General features: G+C 71.6%; 15 protein-coding genes and 1 pseudogene. 13 read left to right on the top strand and 3 right to left on the bottom strand.

Annotated features, from left to right (window positions below; translation table 11 throughout):
* Positions 1-32: 32 nt before the first annotated feature.
* The 3 genes and pseudogenes from OG965_RS07710 to pulA all read left to right on the top strand — a co-directional run bounded on the left by OG965_RS07710 (position 33) and on the right by pulA (position 7913).
* Positions 33-677, top strand: a complete 645-nt coding sequence (locus OG965_RS07710) for an LUD domain-containing protein (RefSeq protein WP_371650495.1) — start codon at positions 33-35, stop codon at positions 675-677.
* Between the two features lie 341 nt (positions 678-1018).
* Positions 1019-2440 (top strand): annotated as a pseudogene (locus OG965_RS07705) (alpha-amylase family protein); the annotation flags it as partial.
* Between the two features lie 82 nt (positions 2441-2522).
* On the top strand, positions 2523-7913 hold the full coding sequence (gene pulA / locus OG965_RS07700) for a pullulanase-type alpha-1,6-glucosidase (RefSeq protein ID WP_371656879.1): 5391 nt from the start codon (positions 2523-2525) through the stop codon (positions 7911-7913).
* Between the two features lie 18 nt (positions 7914-7931).
* Here pulA and OG965_RS07695 read toward each other — a convergent pair whose 3' ends face one another.
* Positions 7932-8237 (bottom strand): MazG-like family protein, encoded by a 306-nt coding sequence (locus tag OG965_RS07695; protein ID WP_371650493.1) that lies wholly within the window; start codon positions 8235-8237, stop codon positions 7932-7934.
* 105 nt (positions 8238-8342) lie between these two features.
* On the opposite strand from OG965_RS07695, the gene OG965_RS07690 reads away from it, so the two are divergent.
* The 7 genes from OG965_RS07690 to OG965_RS07660 all read left to right on the top strand — a co-directional run bounded on the left by OG965_RS07690 (position 8343) and on the right by OG965_RS07660 (position 14532).
* Positions 8343-9134: an MgtC/SapB family protein gene (locus tag OG965_RS07690; RefSeq protein WP_371650491.1), complete on the top strand. Its 792-nt coding sequence runs from the start codon at positions 8343-8345 to the stop codon at positions 9132-9134.
* Between the two features lie 181 nt (positions 9135-9315).
* Positions 9316-10680, top strand: coding sequence for an ATP-binding protein (locus tag OG965_RS07685; RefSeq protein ID WP_371650489.1), 1365 nt, complete (start codon positions 9316-9318; stop codon positions 10678-10680).
* Entirely contained in the window at positions 10677-11099 is a 423-nt protein-coding gene (locus OG965_RS07680; protein WP_371650487.1) for a roadblock/LC7 domain-containing protein, read from the top strand. Before OG965_RS07685 ends, OG965_RS07680 begins: the two co-directional genes overlap by 4 nt.
* Positions 11096-11455, top strand: a complete 360-nt coding sequence (locus OG965_RS07675; RefSeq protein ID WP_371650485.1) for a DUF742 domain-containing protein — start codon at positions 11096-11098, stop codon at positions 11453-11455. The genes OG965_RS07680 and OG965_RS07675 overlap by 4 nt, the downstream gene beginning before the upstream one ends.
* Positions 11430-12062: an ATP/GTP-binding protein gene (locus tag OG965_RS07670; RefSeq protein WP_371650483.1), complete on the top strand. Its 633-nt coding sequence runs from the start codon at positions 11430-11432 to the stop codon at positions 12060-12062. Before OG965_RS07675 ends, OG965_RS07670 begins: the two co-directional genes overlap by 26 nt.
* A complete protein-coding gene (locus OG965_RS07665) occupies positions 12059-13306 on the top strand; it encodes a cytochrome P450 (RefSeq protein ID WP_371650481.1) in 1248 nt (415 codons plus the stop codon). The genes OG965_RS07670 and OG965_RS07665 overlap by 4 nt, the downstream gene beginning before the upstream one ends.
* The gene (locus OG965_RS07660) at positions 13303-14532 is read left to right on the top strand and encodes a cytochrome P450 (RefSeq protein WP_371650479.1); all 1230 of its coding nucleotides are present in this window, start codon (positions 13303-13305) and stop codon (positions 14530-14532) included. Before OG965_RS07665 ends, OG965_RS07660 begins: the two co-directional genes overlap by 4 nt.
* Before the next feature lie 115 nt (positions 14533-14647).
* On the opposite strand, the gene OG965_RS07655 is transcribed toward OG965_RS07660, so the two are convergent.
* Positions 14648-15364, bottom strand: coding sequence for a flavodoxin family protein (locus tag OG965_RS07655; protein WP_371650477.1), 717 nt, complete (start codon positions 15362-15364; stop codon positions 14648-14650).
* Between the two features lie 109 nt (positions 15365-15473).
* Entirely contained in the window at positions 15474-15974 is a 501-nt protein-coding gene (locus tag OG965_RS07650; RefSeq protein ID WP_371650475.1) for an Asp23/Gls24 family envelope stress response protein, read from the bottom strand.
* Between the two features lie 296 nt (positions 15975-16270).
* Here OG965_RS07650 and OG965_RS07645 point away from each other — a divergent pair, with 296 nt between their 5' ends.
* The 3 genes from OG965_RS07645 to OG965_RS07635 all read left to right on the top strand — a co-directional run bounded on the left by OG965_RS07645 (position 16271) and on the right by OG965_RS07635 (position 20429).
* Positions 16271-17827, top strand: a complete 1557-nt coding sequence (locus OG965_RS07645) for an FG-GAP-like repeat-containing protein (RefSeq protein WP_371650473.1) — start codon at positions 16271-16273, stop codon at positions 17825-17827.
* 190 nt (positions 17828-18017) lie between these two features.
* Positions 18018-19229: a glycoside hydrolase family 64 protein gene (locus tag OG965_RS07640; RefSeq protein WP_371650471.1), complete on the top strand. Its 1212-nt coding sequence runs from the start codon at positions 18018-18020 to the stop codon at positions 19227-19229.
* A gap of 150 nt (positions 19230-19379) precedes the next feature.
* Complete coding sequence (locus OG965_RS07635) at positions 19380-20429, top strand: glutathione S-transferase family protein (protein WP_371650467.1); 1050 nt, start codon at positions 19380-19382, stop codon at positions 20427-20429.
* Positions 20430-20433: the final 4 nt, after the last annotated feature.

Here is a 20433-nt window from a genome sequence, read left to right as displayed (position 1 = left end):
AGACTCGCGTCCCGGCGCTAGGTTTTCTGATCATGAGCGAGAAGACCATCACCACACTGCCCGCCGACGAGACCTTCGCGGTCGCCGCGAGCGCCGAGAGCATCGAACGGGCCGCCGAGGCCCTGCGCGGCAACGGGTTTGCCGTGCACATAGTGGACACCGCCGCCGACGCCCGCGAGCTCGTCGCCGAGGCCCTGCCGACCGACAAGGCGATCCTCGCCTCGACCAGCGAGACCCTGCGGCTCTCCGGGATCCAGGAGGACATCGACGCGTCGGGCCGGTTCAAGAGCATCCGTGCCGAGCAGGCCGACTGGGACCCGCGCGCCCGCAACGACGACATGCGCACCACGCGTTCCGCGCCCGACGTCGTCGTCGGCAGCGTGCACGCCGTGACCGAGGACGGCCGCCTCGTCACCGCCTCCGCCAGCGGCAGCCAGCTCGCCGCGTACGCGTTCGGCGCGAGCCGGACGGTCTGGGTGGTCGGCGCCCAGAAGGTCGTCGCCGACCTGGACACCGCGCTGCGCCGCGTCGAGACGTACTCGCTGCCCAAGGAGGACGTCCGTGCCCAGCACGCGTACGGCAAGCGCAGTGTCGTCGCCAAGATCCTGATCAACAGCCGCGAGGTCGTTCCGCAGCGCAGCACCGTGGTGCTCGTCCGCGAGGCGATCGGCTTCTGAGACCCCGTCCATCCGATTTCCAGGAGCCGCCGCACCGTTCGGTGCGGCGGCTCCTGCCGTTCGGGGCCCGTGCGGGGCACGTCCGGGCCCGAGGTGTCGTTGAACGTAACACCACTGCAATCTCTTGCGAAAGGCTTTGCGGAGAGAAAGCGGTGAGATTTCCCAGGTATGGCGACGGTGTGTCCAAAGGGTTGACCAGGCCGTCCGGGCCGCCTACGGTCTCGACCGCAATAGCTTTCCGGTTGTTTCAGCAAGAACATTCAGAGTCCTCCTGGGGTGGCCGGGCCGCGCCGCCCGGGAGGTCGCTCCGCCCCCCGTATCCCCGCACGGAGGTCCCCCCCATGGACGCTCGTACCGCCGGCACCCCCCGCACCCGCCGCACGCGCAGATCACTGGCCGCCGCCGTCGCGCTCGTCGCGGGGGCCGCGAGCAGCGTCGTCCTCGGCGCCCCGCAGGCGCAGGCCGCCGCACCCGGGCCCAAGGACGTGACCGCCGTCCTCTTCGAGTGGAACTTCGCCTCGGTCGCCAAGGCCTGCACCAGTGAACTCGGCCCCGACGGCTATGGATACGTCCAGGTGTCCCCGCCCCAGGAACGTATACAGGGCGCCGCCTGGTGGACCGCGTACCAGCCCGTCAGCTACAAGATCGGCAGCCGGCTCGGCGACCGCGCCGCCTTCCGCTCCATGGTGGACACCTGTCACGCGGCGGGCGTCAAGGTCGTCGCCGACTCGGTGATCAACCACATGACGAGCGGCTCCGGCACCGGATCCGCCGGGTCGGCCTACACCAAGTACAACTACCCCGGCACGTACTCCGGCGCCGACCTGGACGACTGCAAGTCCGAGATCACCAACTACCAGGACCGCTGGAACGTCCAGCACTGCGAGCTCGTCGGCCTGGCCGACCTCGACACCGGCGAGGAGTACGTCCGCAACACCGTCGCCGGATACCTGAACGACCTGCTCTCGCTCGGCGTCGACGGCTTCCGCGTCGACGCGGCCAAGCACATACCCGAGGACGACCTCGCCGCCATCAAGTCCCGGCTGAGCAACCCGGGCGTCTACTGGAAGCAGGAGACGATCTCCGGCGCGGGCGAGGCCGTACAGCCCACCGAGTACGTCACCACCGGCGACGCCCAGGAGTTCCGCTACTCCTGGGACCTCAAGCGGGTGTTCAACAACGAGAAGCTCGCGTATCTGAAGAACTTCGGCGAGGGCTGGGGCTACATGGCCTCGGGCAAGGCCTCGGTCTTCGTCGACAACCACGACACCGAGCGCGGCGGCCAGACGCTCACCTACAACGACGGCGCCCGGTACACCCTGGCCCACGTCTTCATGCTGGCCTGGCCCTACGGCTCCCCGGACGTCCACTCCGGCTATGTGTTCAGCGACAAGGACGCGGGCCCGCCCAACAACGGCCAGGTGAACGCCTGTTACAGCGACGGGTGGAAGTGCCAGCACGCCTGGCCCGAGGTCCGCTCCATGGTCAAGTTCCGCAACGCGGCGGGCAACGCGGCGGTCGCCAACTGGTGGGACAACGGCGGCAACGCCATCGCCTTCGGCCGCGGCGCCAAGGCGTACGTGGCCATCAATCACGAGGGCTCCCCGCTCACCCGCACCTTCCAGACGTCGTTGCCCGCGGGTGGCTACTGCGACGTGCAGAGCGGCAGGAGCGTCACGGTCGACGGCAGCGGGCAGTTCACCGCGACCCTCGCCCCGGACACCGCGCTCGCCCTGCACGTCGACGCCAGGACATGCGGCGGCAAGTGACGTGAACACCCCCGGCGCGACGCTCTCCCCGTGCCCCGCACCCCGTAGCCCCCCTGTCGAAGGAGTACGTCCCGTGATCGGCTCTCCGCGCCGAACCGCCGTCACCGCCGCCGTGGCCCTCGCGCTGCTGGCGTCGGCCGCGCCCGCGGCGCATCCGGCGCCGGCTGCGCCCCCGGCCCCGCCGTCCGACGCCCGGCTCGCCGCCGAGCCCGCCCGGCACGAACTCACCCGGGAGCAGCCCTACTTCGTCCTGCCGGACCGGTTCGCCGACGGCCACGGCGCCAACAACAGGGGCGGTCTGACCGGCAGCCGCTCGGTGACGGGCTACGACCCGGCCGACAAGGGCTTCTACCAGGGCGGCGACCTCAAGGGCCTGACGCGGAAGCTGGACTACATCAAGGGGCTCGGCAGCACCGCGATCTGGCTGGCGCCGATCTTCAAGAACAAGCCGGTCCAGGGCACCGGCGCCGACCAGAGCGCCGGGTACCACGGCTACTGGATCACCGACTTCACCCAGGTCGACCCGCACTTCGGCACCAACGCCGATCTGGCGCGGCTGATCGACAAGGCCCACGCCAAGGGCATGAAGGTCTTCTTCGACGTCATCACCAACCACACCGCCGACGTCATCGGCCACACCGGGCAGAGCTCCCCGTACCTCTCCAAGGGCGCGTTCCCGTATCTGACCAAGGACGGCGTGCCGTTCGACGACAGTGCCTACGCGGCCGGCGGCAAGGGCTTCCCGGATGTCGGCCCCGGCTCCTTCCCGTACACGCCGACCGTGCCCGCCGCCGAGAAGAACGCCAAGGTCCCGGCGTGGCTCAACGACCCGACGCTGTACCACAACCGGGGGGACTCGACCTTCGCCGGTGAGAGCGCGGAGTACGGGGACTTCTCCGGGCTCGACGACCTGTGGACCGAGCGGCCCGAGGTCGTGCGGGGCATGGAGAAGATCTACGAGAAGTGGGTGAAGGACTTCGACGTGGACGGCTTCCGCGTCGACACGGTCAAGCACGTCGACATGGACTTCTGGACCCAGTGGGCGACCGCGCTGGACGCCTACGCGGCGAAGCATGGGCGCAAGGACTTCTTCATCTACGGCGAGGTGTACTCCGCGGACCCGGCCGTGACCTCCCCGTACGTCACCCGGGGCAGACTCGACGCGACCCTGGACTTCCCCTACCAGCAGGCCATGCGCAGTTACGTCTCGCAGGGCGGCCCGGCAGGCGACCTGGCCGCGGCCCTCGGCCAGGACTACCGCTACACCACCGACAAGGCCAACGCCTATGAGCAGGTGACCTTCCTCGGCAATCACGACATGGGCCGGATCGGCAGCTTCCTGGTCCAGGACAACCCGCGGGCCGATGCCGCCGAGCTGCTGCGGCGCGACAGGCTCGCCCACGAGCTGATGTTCCTCAGCCGGGGCAACCCCGTCGTCTACTACGGCGACGAGCAGGGCTTCACGGGCGCGGGCGGCGACAAGGACGCCCGGCAGACCATGTTCGCGTCCAAGGTCGCCGACTATCTGGACGACGCCCAGATCGGTACGACCCGTACGCACGCGAGCAGTGCTTTCGATCCGGAGCACCCGCTCTACAAGGCGATCGCCGCTCTCTCGAAGCTCCGCAGGCAGAACCCGGCGCTCGCGGACGGTGTGCAGAGCGAGCGGTACGCGGCGCAGGGCAAGGGCGTCTACGCCTTCTCCCGCACCGACGCGAAGACCGGGACCGAGTACGTCGTCGCCGTCAACAACGCGGCCGAGGAGAAGACCGCCGAGTTCGCGACCGGCTCCGCGAACACCGCGTTCACGGGGATCTACGGCGCGTCCGGCACGCTCACCAGCGCCGCCGACCGCCGCGTCGCGGTGCGGGTGCCCGCCCTCTCCGCCGTCGTCTACAAGGCGGCAAAGCCCCTGGGCGCCCCGGCCGCGCGGCCCTCGCTCACCCTCAAGGCCCCGGCGGCGGGCGCCACCGGTGACGTCGAGATCGCGGCGGACACCGTCGGCGGTCAGCTGAACCGGGTGGTGTTCGCCGCCCGGGCCGGCACCGGTAAGTGGCAGGTCCTCGGCTCCGCCGACCACGCCCCGTACAAGGTCGTCCAGCACCTGCCCGCGACCCTCGCGGCCGGAACGCCCCTGCGCTACAAGGCCGTTGTCGTCGACTCGGCCGGACGCACCGCGAGCGCGACCGCCGAGACCACCAGCGGCGCCCCCGCCGCGGAACCGGTGCCCACCGCGACCCGGCGCGACTACGCCGTGGTCCACTACAAGCGCCCGGCGGGCGACTACACCGACTGGCGGCTGTACGCCTGGGGCGACCTCGCCGACGGCGAGTCCACCACCTGGCCCGCGGGCCACGCCTTCGCGGGCCGCGACGCCTACGGCGCCTTCGCCCACGTCAAGCTCAAGCCGGGTGCCTCCAGCGTCGGGTTCCTCGTCATCGACAAGGACGGCAACAAGGACGTCCTGGCCGACCGCACCATCGACGTCGGCCGGGCCGGCGAGATCTGGGTCGAGCAGGGCAAGGACGCGGTACTGACCGCGCCGCCCGCCGGCACCTATCCGCCGCAGGACACCACCAAGGCCGTCATCCACTACCAGCGCGCCGACGGCGACTACAGCGGCTGGGGAATCCACACCTGGACGGGGGCCGCGACGCCCACCGACTGGTCGAGCCCGCTTCCGCCGGTGCGCACCGACGCCTTCGGCGCGGTCTTCGAGGTGCCCCTCAAGGAGGGCGCGTCGAGCCTGAGTTACATCCTCCACAAGGGCGACACCAAGGAGTTCGGCTCCGACCGCTCCCTGGACTTCTCGCCGTCCTCGCACGAGGTGTGGCTACTGGGCGGGGTCGAGAAGTACCTTCTGCCCATGACGTCCGGCTCCGCCGCCGACCTCGACCTGTCGAAGTCGCGGGCGCAGTGGATCGACCGTGACACCGTCGCCTGGGACACGGGCGCCACGGCCGCGAGCTACCAGCTGGTGTACGCGCCGAAGGGCGGTCTCGCCGTCAAGGACGGCGCCCTCACCGGCGACGGCCACTGGCTGCGGCTCACCCCCGTGCCGGGCGGCCTGACGGACGCGCAGAAGGCCAGGTTCCCGCACCTCAAGAAGTACGCGGCGTTCACCGTCGACCCGCGCGACCGCGCCCGGGCCGGAAAGGCCCTCACCGGGCAGATCGTCGCCACCCAGCGCCTCGCCAACGGCGCCCTGCTCGCCGCCACCGGCGTCCAGACCCAGGGCGTCCTCGACGACCTGTACAGCACACGGGCCACCGGCGCCGCGCTCGGCCCCGTCTTCACCGGCGGGCGTCCGACACTCTTGCTCTGGGCCCCCACCGCCCAGCGGGTCGTCCTCGAACTCGACGGCCGTACGGTCGCGATGCGCCGCGACGACGCGTCCGGCGTCTGGTCGGTGACGGGTCCCAGGAGCTGGTCGGGCAAGCCGTACCGGTACGCCGTGACGGTGTGGGTGCCCAGCGTCCAGAAGGTCGTCACCAACCTGGTCACCGACCCGTACGCCACCGCCCTCACCACCGACTCGGCCCGCGGCCTCGTCGTCGACCTCGCCGACCCGAAGCTCGCCCCCAAGGGCTGGGCGACGCTGCGCAAGCCCGCCGCCGTGCCGCTGCGCGCCGCGCAGATCCAGGAGCTGCACATCCGCGACTTCTCGATCGCGGACCCCACCTCCCGCCACCCCGGCCAGTACCTCGCCTTCACCGACACCGGCTCCAACGGCATGAAGCACCTCAAGGAGATTGCCGGCTCGGGGACTTCGTACGTCCACCTCCTCCCGGCGTTCGACATCGGCACCATCCCGGAGAAGAAGTCCGACCAGGCCGTCCCCGCCTGTGACCTCAAGGTGTACGCGCCGGACTCACCGGCGCAGCAGGCGTGCGTGGCGAAGACCGCCGCCAAGGACGCATACAACTGGGGGTACGACCCGCTGCACTTCACGGTTCCGGAGGGCTCTTACGCGAGCGACCCCGAGGGGACCCGGCGCACGGTCGAGTTCCGGCAGATGGTCCAGGGCCTCAACGGCGCCGGGCTGCGCACGGTGATGGACGTCGTCTACAACCACACCGTGGCGAGCGGCCAGGCCGACAAGTCGGTCCTCGACAAGATCGTGCCCGGCTACTACCAGCGGCTGCTTGCCGACGGCACCGTGGCCACCTCCACCTGCTGCGCCAACACCGCGCCCGAGAACGCCATGATGGGCAAGCTCGTCGTGGACTCGGTGGTCACCTGGGCCAAGCAGTACAAGGTCGACGGCTTCCGCTTCGACCTGATGGGCCACCACCCCAAGGCCAACATCCTCGCGGTCCGCAAGGCGCTCGACGCGCTGACGCCCGAAAAGGACGGCGTCGACGGCAAGAAGATCGTCCTGTACGGGGAGGGCTGGAACTTCGGCGAGGTCGCCGACGACGCCCGGTTCGTCCAGGCGACCCAGAAGAACATGGCGGGCACCGGGATCGCGACCTTCTCGGACCGGGCGCGCGACGCGGTGCGCGGCGGTGGCCCCTTCGACGAGGACCCCGGCGTCCAGGGATTCGCCTCCGGCCTCTACACCGACCCCAACTCCTCGGCCGCCAACGGCACCCCGGCCCAGCAGCGGGCCCGGCTGCTGCACTACCAGGACCTGATCAAGGTCGGCCTCTCCGGCAACCTGGCCGGGTACACCTTCACCGACACCTCGGGCCGTACGGTCAAGGGCGCGGACGTCGACTACAACGGCGCCCCTGCCGGGTACGCCGACGCTCCGGGCGACGCGCTCGCGTACACCGACGCGCACGACAACGAGTCGCTGTACGACGCGCTCGCGTTCAAGCTGCCGCGCTCCACCCCGGCGGCCGAGCGGGCCAGGATGCAGGTGCTCGCGCTGGCCACCGCCACGCTCTCGCAGGGTCCGGCGCTCTCCCAGGCCGGTACGGATCTGCTGCGCTCCAAGTCGCTGGACCGCAACTCCTTCGACAGCGGCGACTGGTTCAACGCGATCCACTGGGACTGCGCGGACGGCAACGGCTTCGGCCGCGGGTTGCCGCCGGCGGCGGACAATCAGTCCAAGTGGGCTTATGCGAAGCCCCTGTTGACGGCGTCGACGCTCGCGGTCGGATGCCCGGAGATCACGTCCTCCTCGGCCGCCTACCGGGACCTACTGAAGATCCGTACGACCGATCCGGCGTTCCGGCTGGCCACGGCGGGTGAGGTGCAGTCCGCGCTCTCGTTCCCGCTCTCGGGCAAGGACGAGACGCCGGGTGTGATCACGATGCGGCTCGGCTCCCTGGTCGTGGTCTTCAACGCGACGCCGGATCGGCAGGCGCAGCGGGTCGCGGACCTGGCGGGTCATGGGTACGGGCTGCACCCGGTGCAGGCGGCCGGTGGCGATGCCACGGTGAAGTCGAGCTCGTACGAGGAGGGTTCGGGCACGTTCACCGTTCCGGCCCGGACGGTCGCGGTGTTCAGCCGTCGCTGAGGGGGGTCTCGCAGGGCCTCAGCCCTCCGAGACCCTGTGCAGCACGCCCTTCTCGTCGCGGGTGTAGACGCGGCGCCGGTTCTTCTCCAGCTTGCGGGCGACCTCGTCGTCGAGGTCGATGCCGTTCATCTCGGCGAGGGCCACGAGGTACAGGAGGACGTCCGCGAGTTCCTCGCCGAAGTCGGGCAGCCGCTTGCGCCAGGCCGTGAACGCCTCGCCCACCTCGGCGTTGAGCAGCCCGAACTCCAGCGGCACATCGCTGACGTTGAACCCCTTGTCGAGCTTGTTCTGCCACGCCTGCTGCTGTGCGGTGCGGATGTCCAAGGTCTCTCGGTTCCTCCGTGCGGGGCGCTCCTGCCCGCCGACCCTATCGAGCGCGGCGCGGCCCGCCGATAGGGAGGGGGACGGAGCGAGGGCGAGGAGTACTCAATGCTCAACGAGTGGCACACGGCCGCCAACATCGGCGCGGGCCTGGGCTATGGCGGGATCATCGGTCTGGAGCGCCAGTGGCGGGCCCGGATGGCCGGGCTGCGCACCAACGCGCTGGTGGCCGCCGGCTCCGCGCTCTTCGTACTGCTCTCCACGTACGGCTTCGTGGACGCCACCAGCACCAGCGGCTACGACGGTTCCCGGGTCGCCGCGCAGATCGTCTCCGGTATCGGTTTCCTCGGCGCCGGTGTGATCATGAGGGACGGGCTGAGCGTGCGCGGGCTCAACACCGCCGCGACGCTGTGGTGCTCGGCGGCGGTCGGGGCGCTCTCCGGCGCCGGGCTCTACGGGGTGGCCGCGCTCGGCACCGCCGGGGTGGTCGGGGCGAACCTGCTGCTGCGGCCGCTGGGGCGGCGCATGGACCGTGAGCCGCACGGCGGGGTCGAGGTCGGCACGGACTACCTGTTCGAGGTGGTGTGCGCCGAGCCCGAGGAGGCGCACATCCGCATCCTCTCCGTCCAGGCCCTGACCCGGCCGGGGTTCCGGCTGCGCTCGGTGCACAGCCAGGACGCGGACGCCCCGGGCAAGGTGACGGTGACCGCCGAGCTGACCACCGAGCGCCGCGACGACAGCCTCCTCGAAGAGGCGGTGAGCAGGCTGTCGTTGGAACCGGCCGTCTCGGCGGTGAGCTGGACGGTGCTGCACCATCCGGACGACAACGACGACGAGGAGTACGGCGGCGAGTCGCGGCGCCGCCGCTACTGGGTCCGCAACTTCTTCAACCAACAGTAGGCATGTGCCAGATCTGACACGCTGACGTTTCGTACAGAATCGGACTCCCGCGTTCAGGTTCGAAAGGATCTTCGTGTAAAACAGTGCGGGACCGGTCAATGACAGTGTGTACTGGCCACGTTCGCCTTCCGGGGCGGTCGTCCACATGCCCTTCCCCCGATCTCCCCTGAAGGTCCATCAGATGATTGAGATACCGGACCTGGCCGCCGGAGGCCTGGCGGCCGGGACCCTGTCCGCTTTCGTGCTGGCGGGCGGGCTGCTGCGCTCCCGGCGCCGGGGAGCCCGGCAGCAGGAGGAGATGGCCGAACTGCGCTCCCAGGGGGACGGCGCCCGCGCCGAAGTGAGCCGGCTCTCCCGGGCGTACGCCGCCGAGGTGGCCCATCTCGCCCAGCGGCGCGTCCCGGCCGAGGCGACCCGGGCCGCGCATCCGCACGTGCAGGTGCCCGGCCCCCTCCACCCGGACCTCGCGGGCACCGAGCTCGGCGCCGGCCTCGACGGCGTCCTGGAGGGGATCGCGACCGCCGTGGCGCAGGAGCGCAAGCGCGTCGACGCCGCCGCCCGCGCGGGCATGCGCGGCGCCACCCGGGAGATCCAGGCCGGGCTCTACCGCCTCCAGGACCAGCTGCGCGGACTCCAACAGCGCTACGACGACCCCGAGCTGGCCCAGACGCTCTTCGCCCTCGACCACGAGAACGAGCAGTCGCTGCGGCGCGCCCAGGTCACCGCCGTGGTCTGCGGCGCCTGGGTCGGCCTGGCCCGCGAGGAGTCGCACCTGGTGGACGCGGTGACCGGCGGCCAGTCCCGGCTCGTGGGCTATCACCGGGTGCGGATCCACAACCATCTGGAGCCGGGCACCGCGCTCGTCTCGCACGCGGTCGAGCCCGTCGCGATCATCGTGGCCGAGCTGCTCGACAACGCGCTGCGCCACTCCGCCCCGGACACCGAGGTCGTGGTGAACCTCGAACGCGCCCACCACGGCGTCTCGGTCACCATCGACGACGCCGGGGTCGGCATGAGCCCCGACGAACGCGCCTACGCCCAGCGGATGGTGGCGGGCACCGAGCCGATCCTGCTCTCCGAGCTCGGCGACCCGCCCCGGATGGGCCTGGCCGCGATCGGCCAGCTGACCCGGCAGTTCGACCTCTCGGTGGACCTGTCCTCGCCCTCGCCGTACGGCGGCGTCCGCGCGGTGCTGCTGGTCAAGAACCATCTGCTGAGCCGGATCGACCCGGCCCGGCGGCGGCCCGCCGCGGCAGCGCCGCGCTCCACGCGCACGGCCGACGAGCAGCCGGCCCTGGAGCCCGCCGCGCCGTACGCCCCCGAGCCCGTCGCCGCGTACGACACCGGCGCGATCACCCATGAACCCGCGCCCGACGGCGACGCGCTGCCCCAGCGGCGCCGCCGCGCCCGGGCCGCGCTGCCCGCCGAGACGGCCGCGGCGCCCGCCCGTACCCCCGAGGAGTCGGCCGCCGCGCTCGGCGCACTGCAGTCCGGCACCGCCGCGGCCCGCTCCGCCGCCCCCACCGAAGGGAACGAACCGCGATGACCAGCGGCACTACCGGCGAAACGGCGTGGGTGCTCGACGCGATCCTGGAGATCCCGCACGTCCAGGCCGCCGTCCTGCTCACCCGGGACGGCCTCGTCTCCGGCTACACCAAGGCCCTCTCCCAGGCGTCCGCCGAGCGCACCGCCGCCATCATGAGCACCGTGCAGGGCGCCTGCCGCACCGCCGCGGCCGCCTTCGCGGACCAGGAGGACGCCCGTATCCGCCAGGTCGTCATCGAGTCGGACCACGGCTACATCCTGGTCGCGCCGACCGCCCACGGCACCTGTGTGGCCGCCTACGGCGACCCGGACGTCCGGCTCGACCTGCTCGCCCACCGCGTCCACTCCCAGGTGGCCCGGCTCGGTGAGAAGACCATGGCGGCCGCGCCGCGCGGAGCCGACGGCGCCACCCACGCATGACGGGCCGCCGCGGCGGCCGCCCGCTGGTTCCCGCCTATCTGTCCACCGGCGGCGTCGCGCGGCCCAGCCGCAACAGCCTGGAGCGGCTGTCCGTGCTGACCGGCGGGGGCGGGCCGGAGCCCGCCGGACTGCCGGCCGCCCAGCACGCCGTGCTCGACGTGCTGGACGGCGGCTCACTCACCGTCGTCGAGACGGCGGCGCTCCTGGAACTGCCGGTCTCCGCCGTCCGGGTGCTCGCCGCCGAGCTGATCGACCAGGGTCTGGTGAGCGCCCGCCCGCCGATTCCCGTCGCCGCACTGCCCGCCCCCGATCTGTTGAAGAGAGTGGCCGATGGCCTCCGCGCCCTCAAGCAGTAGCCCCGGCCCCACCGGCGCCGCCGGGGCCCGTGGGATCCATCTGCCCGACACCGCACGCGAGTTGGTGAAGATCCTGGTCGCGGGGCCGTTCGGGGTGGGCAAGACCACCCTGATCGACTCGGTCTCCGAGATCCGCCCGCTGCACACCGAGGAGCACCTGAGCGAGGCGTCCGCCCGGGTCGACGACCTGGCCGGCGTCCGGGACAAGACCACCACCACGGTCGCCATCGACTTCGGGCGGATCAGCCTGGGCGGGGGAGTGGTGCTCTACCTCTTCGGCACCCCCGGACAGGAACGTTTCCGCTCTCTGTGGGCGGACATCGCCTACGGGGCGCTCGGCGCGCTCGTCCTGGTGGACACCCGGCGCATCGACGACTCCTTCGACGTACTCGGCCTGGTGGAGGAGACCGGACTGCCGTACGCGGTCGCGCTCAACACCTTCCCCGACTCCCGCCCGTACACCGAGGAACAGCTGCGCCGCTCGCTCGACCTGGAGGCCGGCACCCCGATGGTGACGTGCGACGCGCGCGACACCAACTCCTCCATCGACGCGCTGCTCTCGCTCGTCCAGCACCTGATCGCCCGCAACCGCCCGGAGACCCGGTGAACGCGCACCCCGCCTACCCCGCCCCCGCAGCCGCCTTCTCGCTCTCCGCGCCGGTGCGCCTGTGGGAGGACGGCTTCGCCGCCGACCCGCACGCCTACTACGCGGCGCTGCGCGCCCAGGGCCCGGTCGGCTGGGCCGAACTCGCCCCGGGCGTCCCCGCGTACGTCGTCACCGACCGGCGGGCCGCGCTCGACCTGCTGCACGACCCCGACACGTGGTCGCACGACCCGAGGCCCTGGGAGGCCACGGTCGCCGCGGACTCGCCGATCCTCGGCATGATGCGCTGGCGGCCCAACGCGCTCTTCGCGGACGGCGACGCCCACATCCGCTACCGGCGCACCCTCCTCGACGCCTTCGACCTGGTCGAGCCGCACGACCTGCGCGAGCGGGTGCACCGGGCGGTGGACATCCTGGTGGACCGGTTCGGACCGGCCGGGCGGGCCGACCTGGTCACGGAGTTCGCCCGGCCCCTGATGGCGCTGATCTTCAACAACCTGTTCGGTCTGCCCGACAGCGAGAGCGGCCGCCTCAACGACTCCCTCGGCCAGATGATGGAGGGCGGCGAGCAGGCGGCGCAGGGCGAGGCCGAGTACGGCCGCTACGTCCTCGAACTCGTCGCGGCCAAGAGCGAGCGGCGCGGCGACGACCTCACCAGCCGGCTCCTTGACCACCCGGCGGCGCTCACCCCCGAGGAGGTCACCTGGCAGGTGTTCCTCACCCTCGGCGCGGGCCACGAGCCCACCGCCAACCTCGTCTCCAACGCGCTGTCGCGCATCCTCGGCAACCCCGCCTACTACTCGACCCTGACCAGCGGCTCCCGCCCGGTCACGGACGCCGTCGCCGAGGTGCTGCGGTACGAGACGCCGCTCTCCAACTACGGCATCCACTTCGCCCGCGAGTCGCTGAGCTTCCACGGCGTGTGGATCCAGGCCGCCGTGCCGGTGGTCGTCTCCTTCGGTGCCATCGGCCAGTTCGCGGAGCGCGACTTCGCCGGGGCGCACCACCCGCACGACGCCTCGCACCTGTCCTGGTCCGCCGGGAACCACGGCTGCCCGGTCAAGCAGCACACCCTGCTGATCGCCACCGAGGCCATCGAGCGGCTCACCCAGTGGCTGCCCGACCTCGACCCCACCACCGAGCGCGGGCGCCTGACCTGGCGCCCCGGCCCGTTCCACCGTTCGCTCACGTCGCTGCCCGTCCGCTTCACCCCGCGCACCCCCGACCAGCCAGGAGAACGAGCATGACCCCGTCCTCGCGTGTGCCCCTCGACCCGTTCGGCGCCGACATCCCCGCCGAGAGCGCCAGGCTGCGCGCGCTCGGCACGGTGGTGCCCGTCGAGCTGCCAGGGGGCATCCCCGCCTGGGCGCCCACCGGTTACGACACCCTCAAGTCCCTGATCCTCGACCCCCGGGTCAGCAAGGACCCCCGCCGGCACTGGGGGCTGTGGTCCGAGCTCGGCGAGCACCCCGACTGGGGCTGGATCCTGGGCTGGGTCGGCGTGATCAACATGCTCTCCACGTACGGGCCCGACCACACCCGGCTGCGCAAGCTCGTCGCCCCCAGCTTCACCGCCCGGCGCACCGAGGCGATGCGCGCCCGGGTGGAGGAGATCACCGCCGAGCTGCTCGACGAGCTGGCCGAGGCGGCCGCGTCCGGCGAGCCGGTCGACCTGAAGGCGGCCTACGCGCACCCCCTGCCGATGCGGCTGATCTGCGAACTGTTCGGCGTACCCGGCTACTTGGTCAAGGACATGGCCCGGCTGATCGCGGCCATCATGGACACCTCGGACCCGAGCCCCGAGCACGCCGAGTCCGTCCAGAAGCAGATCGCCTATGTGCTGCCCTCGCTCATCGCGTTCAAGAGCGAGGTGCCCGGCGACGACATGACCACCGAGCTGATCAAGGTCCGGGACGAGGACGGCGACCGGCTCAGCAACGACGAGCTCGTCTACACGCTGCTGCTCGTCATCGGCGCCGGCTTCGAGACCACGGTCAACCTCATCGGCAACGCCGTCGTCGACCTGCTCCACCACCCCGACCAGCTCGCCGCCGTCCGCTCCGGCGAGATCAGCTGGGACAACGTGATCGACGAGGTCCTGCGGGTCCACCCGTCCATCGCCACCCTGCCGCTGCGGTTCGCCGTCTCCGACATCACCGTCGACGGGGTCACCATCGCGGCGGGCGACGCCATCGTCACCACCTACGCGGCGGCCGGCCACGACCCGGCCCACTACGGCGAGAACGCCGGAGCCTTCGACGCCACCCGCGCCGCCGACGACCACCTGGCCTTCGGCATCGGCGTCCACCGCTGCATCGGCGCGCCGCTGGCCCGGATGGAGGCGCTGGCGGCGCTGCCCACCCTGTTTGACCGCTTCCCGGACCTGCGACTCGCCGCCGACGTCGACGAGTTGAGCCAGGTGCCGTCGTTCATCGCCTTCGGCTACCAGGAGATCCCGGTCCGGCTCGGCTGAGCTGTGGGTCCCGTGCGGGCGGACGCCGCTCGCACGGGGTCACGTACGACGCGATCCGGCGGCGCTCCACCGCTTCATTTCGGACGATCTGAGCGACCCCGGCGCCGCCCGGACCTCACCGGTGCTCGGGGTTGGCGAAGTCGTCCCGGCAGCCCGCGTCCCACGCCGACCGCTGGTTGCCGTGCGCGGGGATGCCGCCCGCCCGCTTGAGCATCGCCGCCAGGTGCATCAGGTTCCAGCTCATGAAGGACGTGTTGCGGTTGGTGAAGTCGTTCTCGGGGCCGCCCGAGCCCGCGTCCAGATACGACGGGCCGGGCCCCGCCTCACCGATCCACCCCGCGTCGGCCTGCGGCGCGATGGTGTAGCCGAGGTGCTGGAGGCTGTAGAGGAGGTTCATGGCGCAGTGCTTGACGCCGTCCTCGTTGCCGGTGATCAGACAGCCGCCGACCCGGCCGTAATAGGCGTACTGGCCCTGCTCGTTGAGCAGGCTGGAGCAGGCGTAGAGCCGCTCCACCACCTGTTTGGCGACGGAGCTGTTGTCGCCCAGCCAGATGGGCCCGCAGAGCACCAGGATGTCGGCCGCCATCACCTTCTCGTACAGCTCGGGCCACTCGTCGCTCGCCCAGCCGTGCGCCGTCATGTCGGGCCAGACGCCGGTCGCGATGTCGTGGTCGACGGCGCGGATCACCTCCGTGGTGACCCCGTTCCCCTCCATCACCGCGCGGCTGCGGTCGATCAGCCCCTCGGTGTTGCTGACCTCGGGGGAGCGCTTGAGCGTGCAGTTGACGTAGAGGGCGCGCAGGTCGTCGTAGCGGTACGGGGTCGGGGCCATCGGTTCTCCTCGGGGCGGTCGGAGTCCTCCCCAGCCTCCCGGGTCCGGGGCCGCCGGGCCACCTCGGCGGCCCCGAACGAATGAGCCGGGCACCGGCGGTCCGGTCCCGCTACTGCACGCGGCCCTCGGAGACCTCGGAGGCGCCGTCGTCCGGCAGGTGGACGTCGTCGACCGAGATGTTGACCTCCACGACCTCCAGACCGGTCATCCGCTCCACCGCCGCGATCACGTTCTCGCGCACCTCCGCCGCGACCGCCGTGATGCTCACGCCGTACTCCACCACCACGTCCAGGTCGATCGCGGTCTGCCGCTCGCCGACCTCGACCTTCACGCCCCGGCTGACGGCCGCGCCGCGCGCCCGCGGCACCCGGTCGCGCATCGCGCCGATGGTACGGGCGAACCCGCCGCCCAGCGCGTGGATGCCCGGCACCTCGCGCGCGGCCAGCCCGGCGATCTTCTCCACCACGCCCCCGGCGATCGTCGTCCGGCCCCGGGTCGCGGGTGGCTGACCCGCACCGCTCCGCGCGGACTGCAGGGTGGTGCCCGAAGTGCCGGTGCGGTATTCGTCGGTGTCGGGTTTCTCCACGGCCGGGCTGATCGGCTCCGTCATCCGAAGCCACCTCCTGGGGTTGGGGGCTGGAGCGCGGGATCCGCGCGTTCTCGTCCTGCGAGTACCGTGCGCGCGGCTTGTCATGCGGGCAAGGGGGCGTTCCGCGCCCGTTGGTCTTTGTCCCGGGTTCTTTGTCCCGCGCGCGTCAACACGGCGCCGTCCGCTGCTCCGGCCGGGTTCTCCTGCTGTACAAGAACGCGCGAGACGGTGGTCCGGAGTGATCCCATGACTGCCGTGGCAACTGATGCCCCGTCAAGACAAGGCGTCACCGGCGCCTTTTCGGCTGGAGGAAGATCATGAGACGTATCCGGTTGACCCGCGGTCTCCTCGCCCTCACGGGCGCGCTCTCCCTGGCGACGCTGCCCGCGAGCCCCTCGGCCGCCGACCACAAGGGCACCCCGGTGCTCCGGGTGATGCCGCTGGGCGACTCGATCACCTGGGGCGGCGGCAGCCCCACCCTCTCCTCCTACCGGCGCCCGCTGTGGCAGATCATGCGGCTCGAAAGCCGCTACACCGTACGGTTCGTGGGCTCCAAGGCCTCCGGCAGCTTCGCCGACTTCTCCAACGAGGGCCACAGCGGCTACGTCATCGACCAGCTGCGCGACGGCATCGACGGCTGGATGGCGGGCGCCCGGCCCGACGTCGTGCTGCTCCACATCGGGATCAACGACATCGCCCGGGGCATCGACCTGCCGCACGCCCCCGACCGGCTGGCGGCCCTGGTCGACCGGATCTACGCGGACAAGCCGGGCGTCACCGTCCTCGTGATGGGCCTCATCCCCACGACGAGCGGCCTGGAGGAGCCCGCCAAGGCGTTCAACGTACGGGCCGAGGCGCTGGAGGAGACCGAGAGCCGGGCCGGGCGGAAGTTCCGCTATGTGGAGCCGCCCGCGCTGACCTCGGCCGAGTTCGTCGACCAGCTCCACCCCAACGACGCCGGATTCCGGCGGATGGCCTGGTCCTTCTTCAAGCCGCTCGACGCGGTGTGGCGGCGCGGCTGGGAGAGCGGCGGTCCCGCGCTCGGCGCCGGTACCGAGGCGGGCGGGGCGAATTCGGTGCGCTGGGCGGACTTCGACGGCGACCGCCGCATGGACCAGTTCACGCTGGACGGGCACGGCGGTGCGTCCGTACGCCTCAATCGGGGCGGCGCGGGCCACGGCGGCTGGAAGTCGCTCGGCCGGGTCGTCCGGGGCCTGCCCGCCGCCCCGGCCCGGGTGCGGTTCGCGGACTTCGACGGCGACGGCCGCGCCGACTGCGTCGCCCTGGGCGCGAACGGCGCCGTAAGCGTCTACCTCAACCGGGGCGGCGACCCGAACGGCGGCTGGCAGGCGCTGGGGCAGGTCACCGAGGGCACCACGGAGGACGCGAGCCATGTGGTGTTCGCGGACTTCGACGGCGACGGCCGGACCGACTACGTCACCCTCGGCGCCACCGGCGAGGTGCGGGTACGGCTCAACCGCGGCGGCGACGGGCGCGGCGGCTGGACGGACTGGGGCCGGGTCGCCACCGGGGTGACCGCCGACGCGAGCCGGGTGCGGTTCGCCGACCTCGACGACGACGGCCGCCCCGACTACAGCGTGGTGGGAGCGAACGGCGCGGTCCGCAGCTTCCTCAACCGGGGCGGTGACGGACGGGGCAGCTGGGTCGACCTCGGCACCACCACCACCGGCTTCACCACCGACGCCGCGCGGGTGTCGCTGGCGGACTTCAGCGGGGACGGCAACGCCGACTACATCCTGGCAGGCCCCTCGGCCACGGCGGCGTCCGTGCACGCCTGGGCGGGCGGCGACGGGCACGGCGGCTGGGTGGACCGGGGCCGGGTGGTCTCGGTGGCACCGAAGCCGAAGCCGTAGCCGTACGGCGGCGAAGGCGGGGCCACGACACCAAGTGAACGGCCTGGCCCCGCCAACACCCCCGCTTCCTCAAGGAAATTGACGCACGCGCATTGACACACCCTCGTCCCGCGACGATTCTGAGAGCGCTCTCACGAGGTGGAAGAGCTCGTTCCTCCTCGCGGCGCCCCCACGTAACCCGCCGGATCCGATGAGGAGTTGGAGCGTGTCTGTCCTAGGAAAACCCCTGGCGCCCCTGGTTGCCGCGTTGCTCGTCGCAGCGGGGTTCACGGCCACCGGCGCGGCAGCCCCGGCCACCGCCGCCGTGCCCTCGACCATCCCGCTCACCGTGACCAACAACTCCGGCCGTAGCGAGCCGGTCTACATCTACAACCTCGGAACGCAGCTCTCGACCGGCCGGCAGGGCTGGGCCGACGCCAACGGCACCTTCCACCCCTGGCCGGCCGGGGGCAACCCGCCCACCCCGGCGCCCGACGCCTCGATCGCCGGGCCGGCGAGCGGGCAGTCGACCACCATCCGGATGCCCAAGTTCTCCGGCCGCGTCTACTTCTCGTACGGCCAGAAGCTCGTCTTCAAGCTCACCACGGGCGGTCTGGTGCAGCCGGCGGTGCAGAATCCGAGCGACCCGAACCGGAACATCCTGTTCAACTGGTCCGAGTACACGCTCAACGACGCCGGACTGTGGATCAACAGCACCCAGGTCGACATGGTCTCGGCCCCGTACGCGGTCGGCGTGAAGACGGCCGACGGGACCACCAGGTCGACCGGGCATCTGAAGCCCGGCGGCTACAACGGCATCTTCACCGCGCTCAGGGGCAAGCCGGGCGGCTGGGCCAACCTGATCCAGACCAGGCCCGACGGAACGGTCCTGCGCGCGCTCGCCCCCGGCCACGGCATCGAGTCGGGCGCCCTGGCGAAGACCGTCCTCGACGACTACATCAACCGGGTCTGGCAGAAGTACAGCACCTCGACGCTGACCGTCACGCCCTTCGCCGACCAGCCGAACACCAAGTACTTCGGCCGGGTCTCCGGCTCCACGATGAACTTCACCAACGGCGCGGGCGCGGTCGTCACCAGCTTCCAGAAGCCCGACTCCGACAGCGTATTCGGCTGCTACAAGCTGCTCGACGCCCCGAACGACCTGGTGCGCGGCCCGATCTCGCGCACGCTCTGCGCGGGCTACAACCGCTCCACGCTGCTGGTCAACCCCAACCAGCCCGACACCGGGTCCGCCGCCTTCTACCAGGACGCGGTGACCAACCAGTACGCCCGCGAGATCCATGCCCGGATGGCCGACGGCAAGGCGTACGCCTTCGCCTTCGACGACGTCGGCAACCACGAGTCGCTGGTGAACGACGGGGATCCGAGGCAGGCGTATCTGACGCTCGACCCGTTCAGCTAGGGCCTGTCCGGCGGATCTGGTCGGCCCCGGCCCTGAGCCCGCCCCCGACGGGGGACACGGGCTCGACCGGGCGGCTCATCCCGTGGGAGATCTCCCGCTTCGGGGGAAGGCTCGCAGAAAGCACGTGAGCCCAGCGGGAAGGAGACCGGGATGAGCCGCCCCGACGACAGCGACACGGCGGGCATGGAGGGCACGGACGGCAACGCGGGCTATGGGAACAAGCCGTTCAAGCGCTCGCGCAGCCACTTCGTCGACCGCATCACGCGCGACGGGCGCGACAGCTGGCCCGTCGAGTACGGCCGCTACCGGCTGGTCGTCAGCCGGGCCTGCCCCTGGGCGAGCCGCGCCCTGGTCTCCCGACGGCTCCTCGGCCTGGACGACGCGCTCTCGCTCGCGGTGGCCGACCCCATCCAGGACGACCGCAGCTGGCGCTTCACCCTCCATCCGGACGGACGGGACCCGGTGCTCGGCATCCGCTACCTCGGCGAGGCGTACGAGGCGCGCGAGCCCGGCTACTCGGGCGGCGTCAGCGTCCCGGCGATCGTGGACGTGCCCAGCGGGGAGCTGGTCACCAACGACTTCCAGCGGATCACCCTGGACCTGGCCACCGAGTGGCGCGAGCTGCACCGGGCGGGCGCGCCCGACCTCTACCCCGAGGAGCTACGCGACGAGATCGACGAGGTCATGGACGGCGTCTACCGCGACCTCAACAACGGGGTGTACCGGGCCGGGTTCGCGACCGGGCAGCGTGAGTACGAGGACGCCCACCGCGATGTGTTCCGCCGGCTCGACCTGCTCTCCGGGCGCCTCGCGGACCGCCGCTATCTGGTCGGGGACACCATCACCGAGGCGGACATCCGGCTGTTCACCACGCTGGTGCGCTTCGACGCCGTCTACCACGGGCACTTCAAGTGCAACCGGAACAAACTGATCGAGGACCCGGTGCTCTGGGCCTACGCCCGGGACCTCTTCCAGACCCCGGGCTTCGGCGACACCGTCGACTTCGACCACATCAAGCGGCACTACTACCTCGTGCAGTCCGGCATCAACCCGACCGGGATCGTGCCCGTCGGCCCTGATCTGTCCGGCTGGCTGACACCCCATCACCGGGAGCAGCTGGGCGGCCGCCCCTTCGGGGACGGCACCCCGCCGGAGCCGGTGCGGCGCGGCGAGGCGGTCCCCGAGGCGGGCCGCCCCTGAGAGC

This window comes from Streptomyces sp. NBC_00224 (assembly GCF_041435195.1).
Classification (GTDB): Bacteria; Actinomycetota; Actinomycetes; order Streptomycetales; family Streptomycetaceae; genus Streptomyces.
The sequence above is the reverse complement of the archived record's forward strand: the minus strand, read 5'-3'. Positions and strand labels throughout refer to the sequence as shown.

Excerpts from the sequence above, each read along its gene's own strand:
- OG965_RS07675 (WP_371650485.1), top strand. The coding sequence starts at position 11,096 with ATGACGGGCCGCCGCGGCGGCCGCCCGCTGGTTCCCGCCTATCTGTCC.
- OG965_RS07655 (WP_371650477.1), bottom strand. The coding sequence starts at position 15,364 with ATGGCCCCGACCCCGTACCGCTACGACGACCTGCGCGCCCTCTACGTC.
- OG965_RS07685 (WP_371650489.1), top strand. The coding sequence starts at position 9,316 with ATGATTGAGATACCGGACCTGGCCGCCGGAGGCCTGGCGGCCGGGACC.
- OG965_RS07640 (WP_371650471.1), top strand. The coding sequence starts at position 18,018 with ATGAGGAGTTGGAGCGTGTCTGTCCTAGGAAAACCCCTGGCGCCCCTG.
- OG965_RS07670 (WP_371650483.1), top strand. The coding sequence starts at position 11,430 with ATGGCCTCCGCGCCCTCAAGCAGTAGCCCCGGCCCCACCGGCGCCGCC.
- OG965_RS07635 (WP_371650467.1), top strand. The coding sequence starts at position 19,380 with ATGAGCCGCCCCGACGACAGCGACACGGCGGGCATGGAGGGCACGGAC.
- OG965_RS07710 (WP_371650495.1), top strand. The coding sequence starts at position 33 with ATGAGCGAGAAGACCATCACCACACTGCCCGCCGACGAGACCTTCGCG.
- OG965_RS07660 (WP_371650479.1), top strand. The coding sequence starts at position 13,303 with ATGACCCCGTCCTCGCGTGTGCCCCTCGACCCGTTCGGCGCCGACATC.
- OG965_RS07690 (WP_371650491.1), top strand. The coding sequence starts at position 8,343 with ATGCTCAACGAGTGGCACACGGCCGCCAACATCGGCGCGGGCCTGGGC.
- OG965_RS07650 (WP_371650475.1), bottom strand. The coding sequence starts at position 15,974 with ATGACGGAGCCGATCAGCCCGGCCGTGGAGAAACCCGACACCGACGAA.
- OG965_RS07645 (WP_371650473.1), top strand. The coding sequence starts at position 16,271 with ATGAGACGTATCCGGTTGACCCGCGGTCTCCTCGCCCTCACGGGCGCG.
- OG965_RS07680 (WP_371650487.1), top strand. The coding sequence starts at position 10,677 with ATGACCAGCGGCACTACCGGCGAAACGGCGTGGGTGCTCGACGCGATC.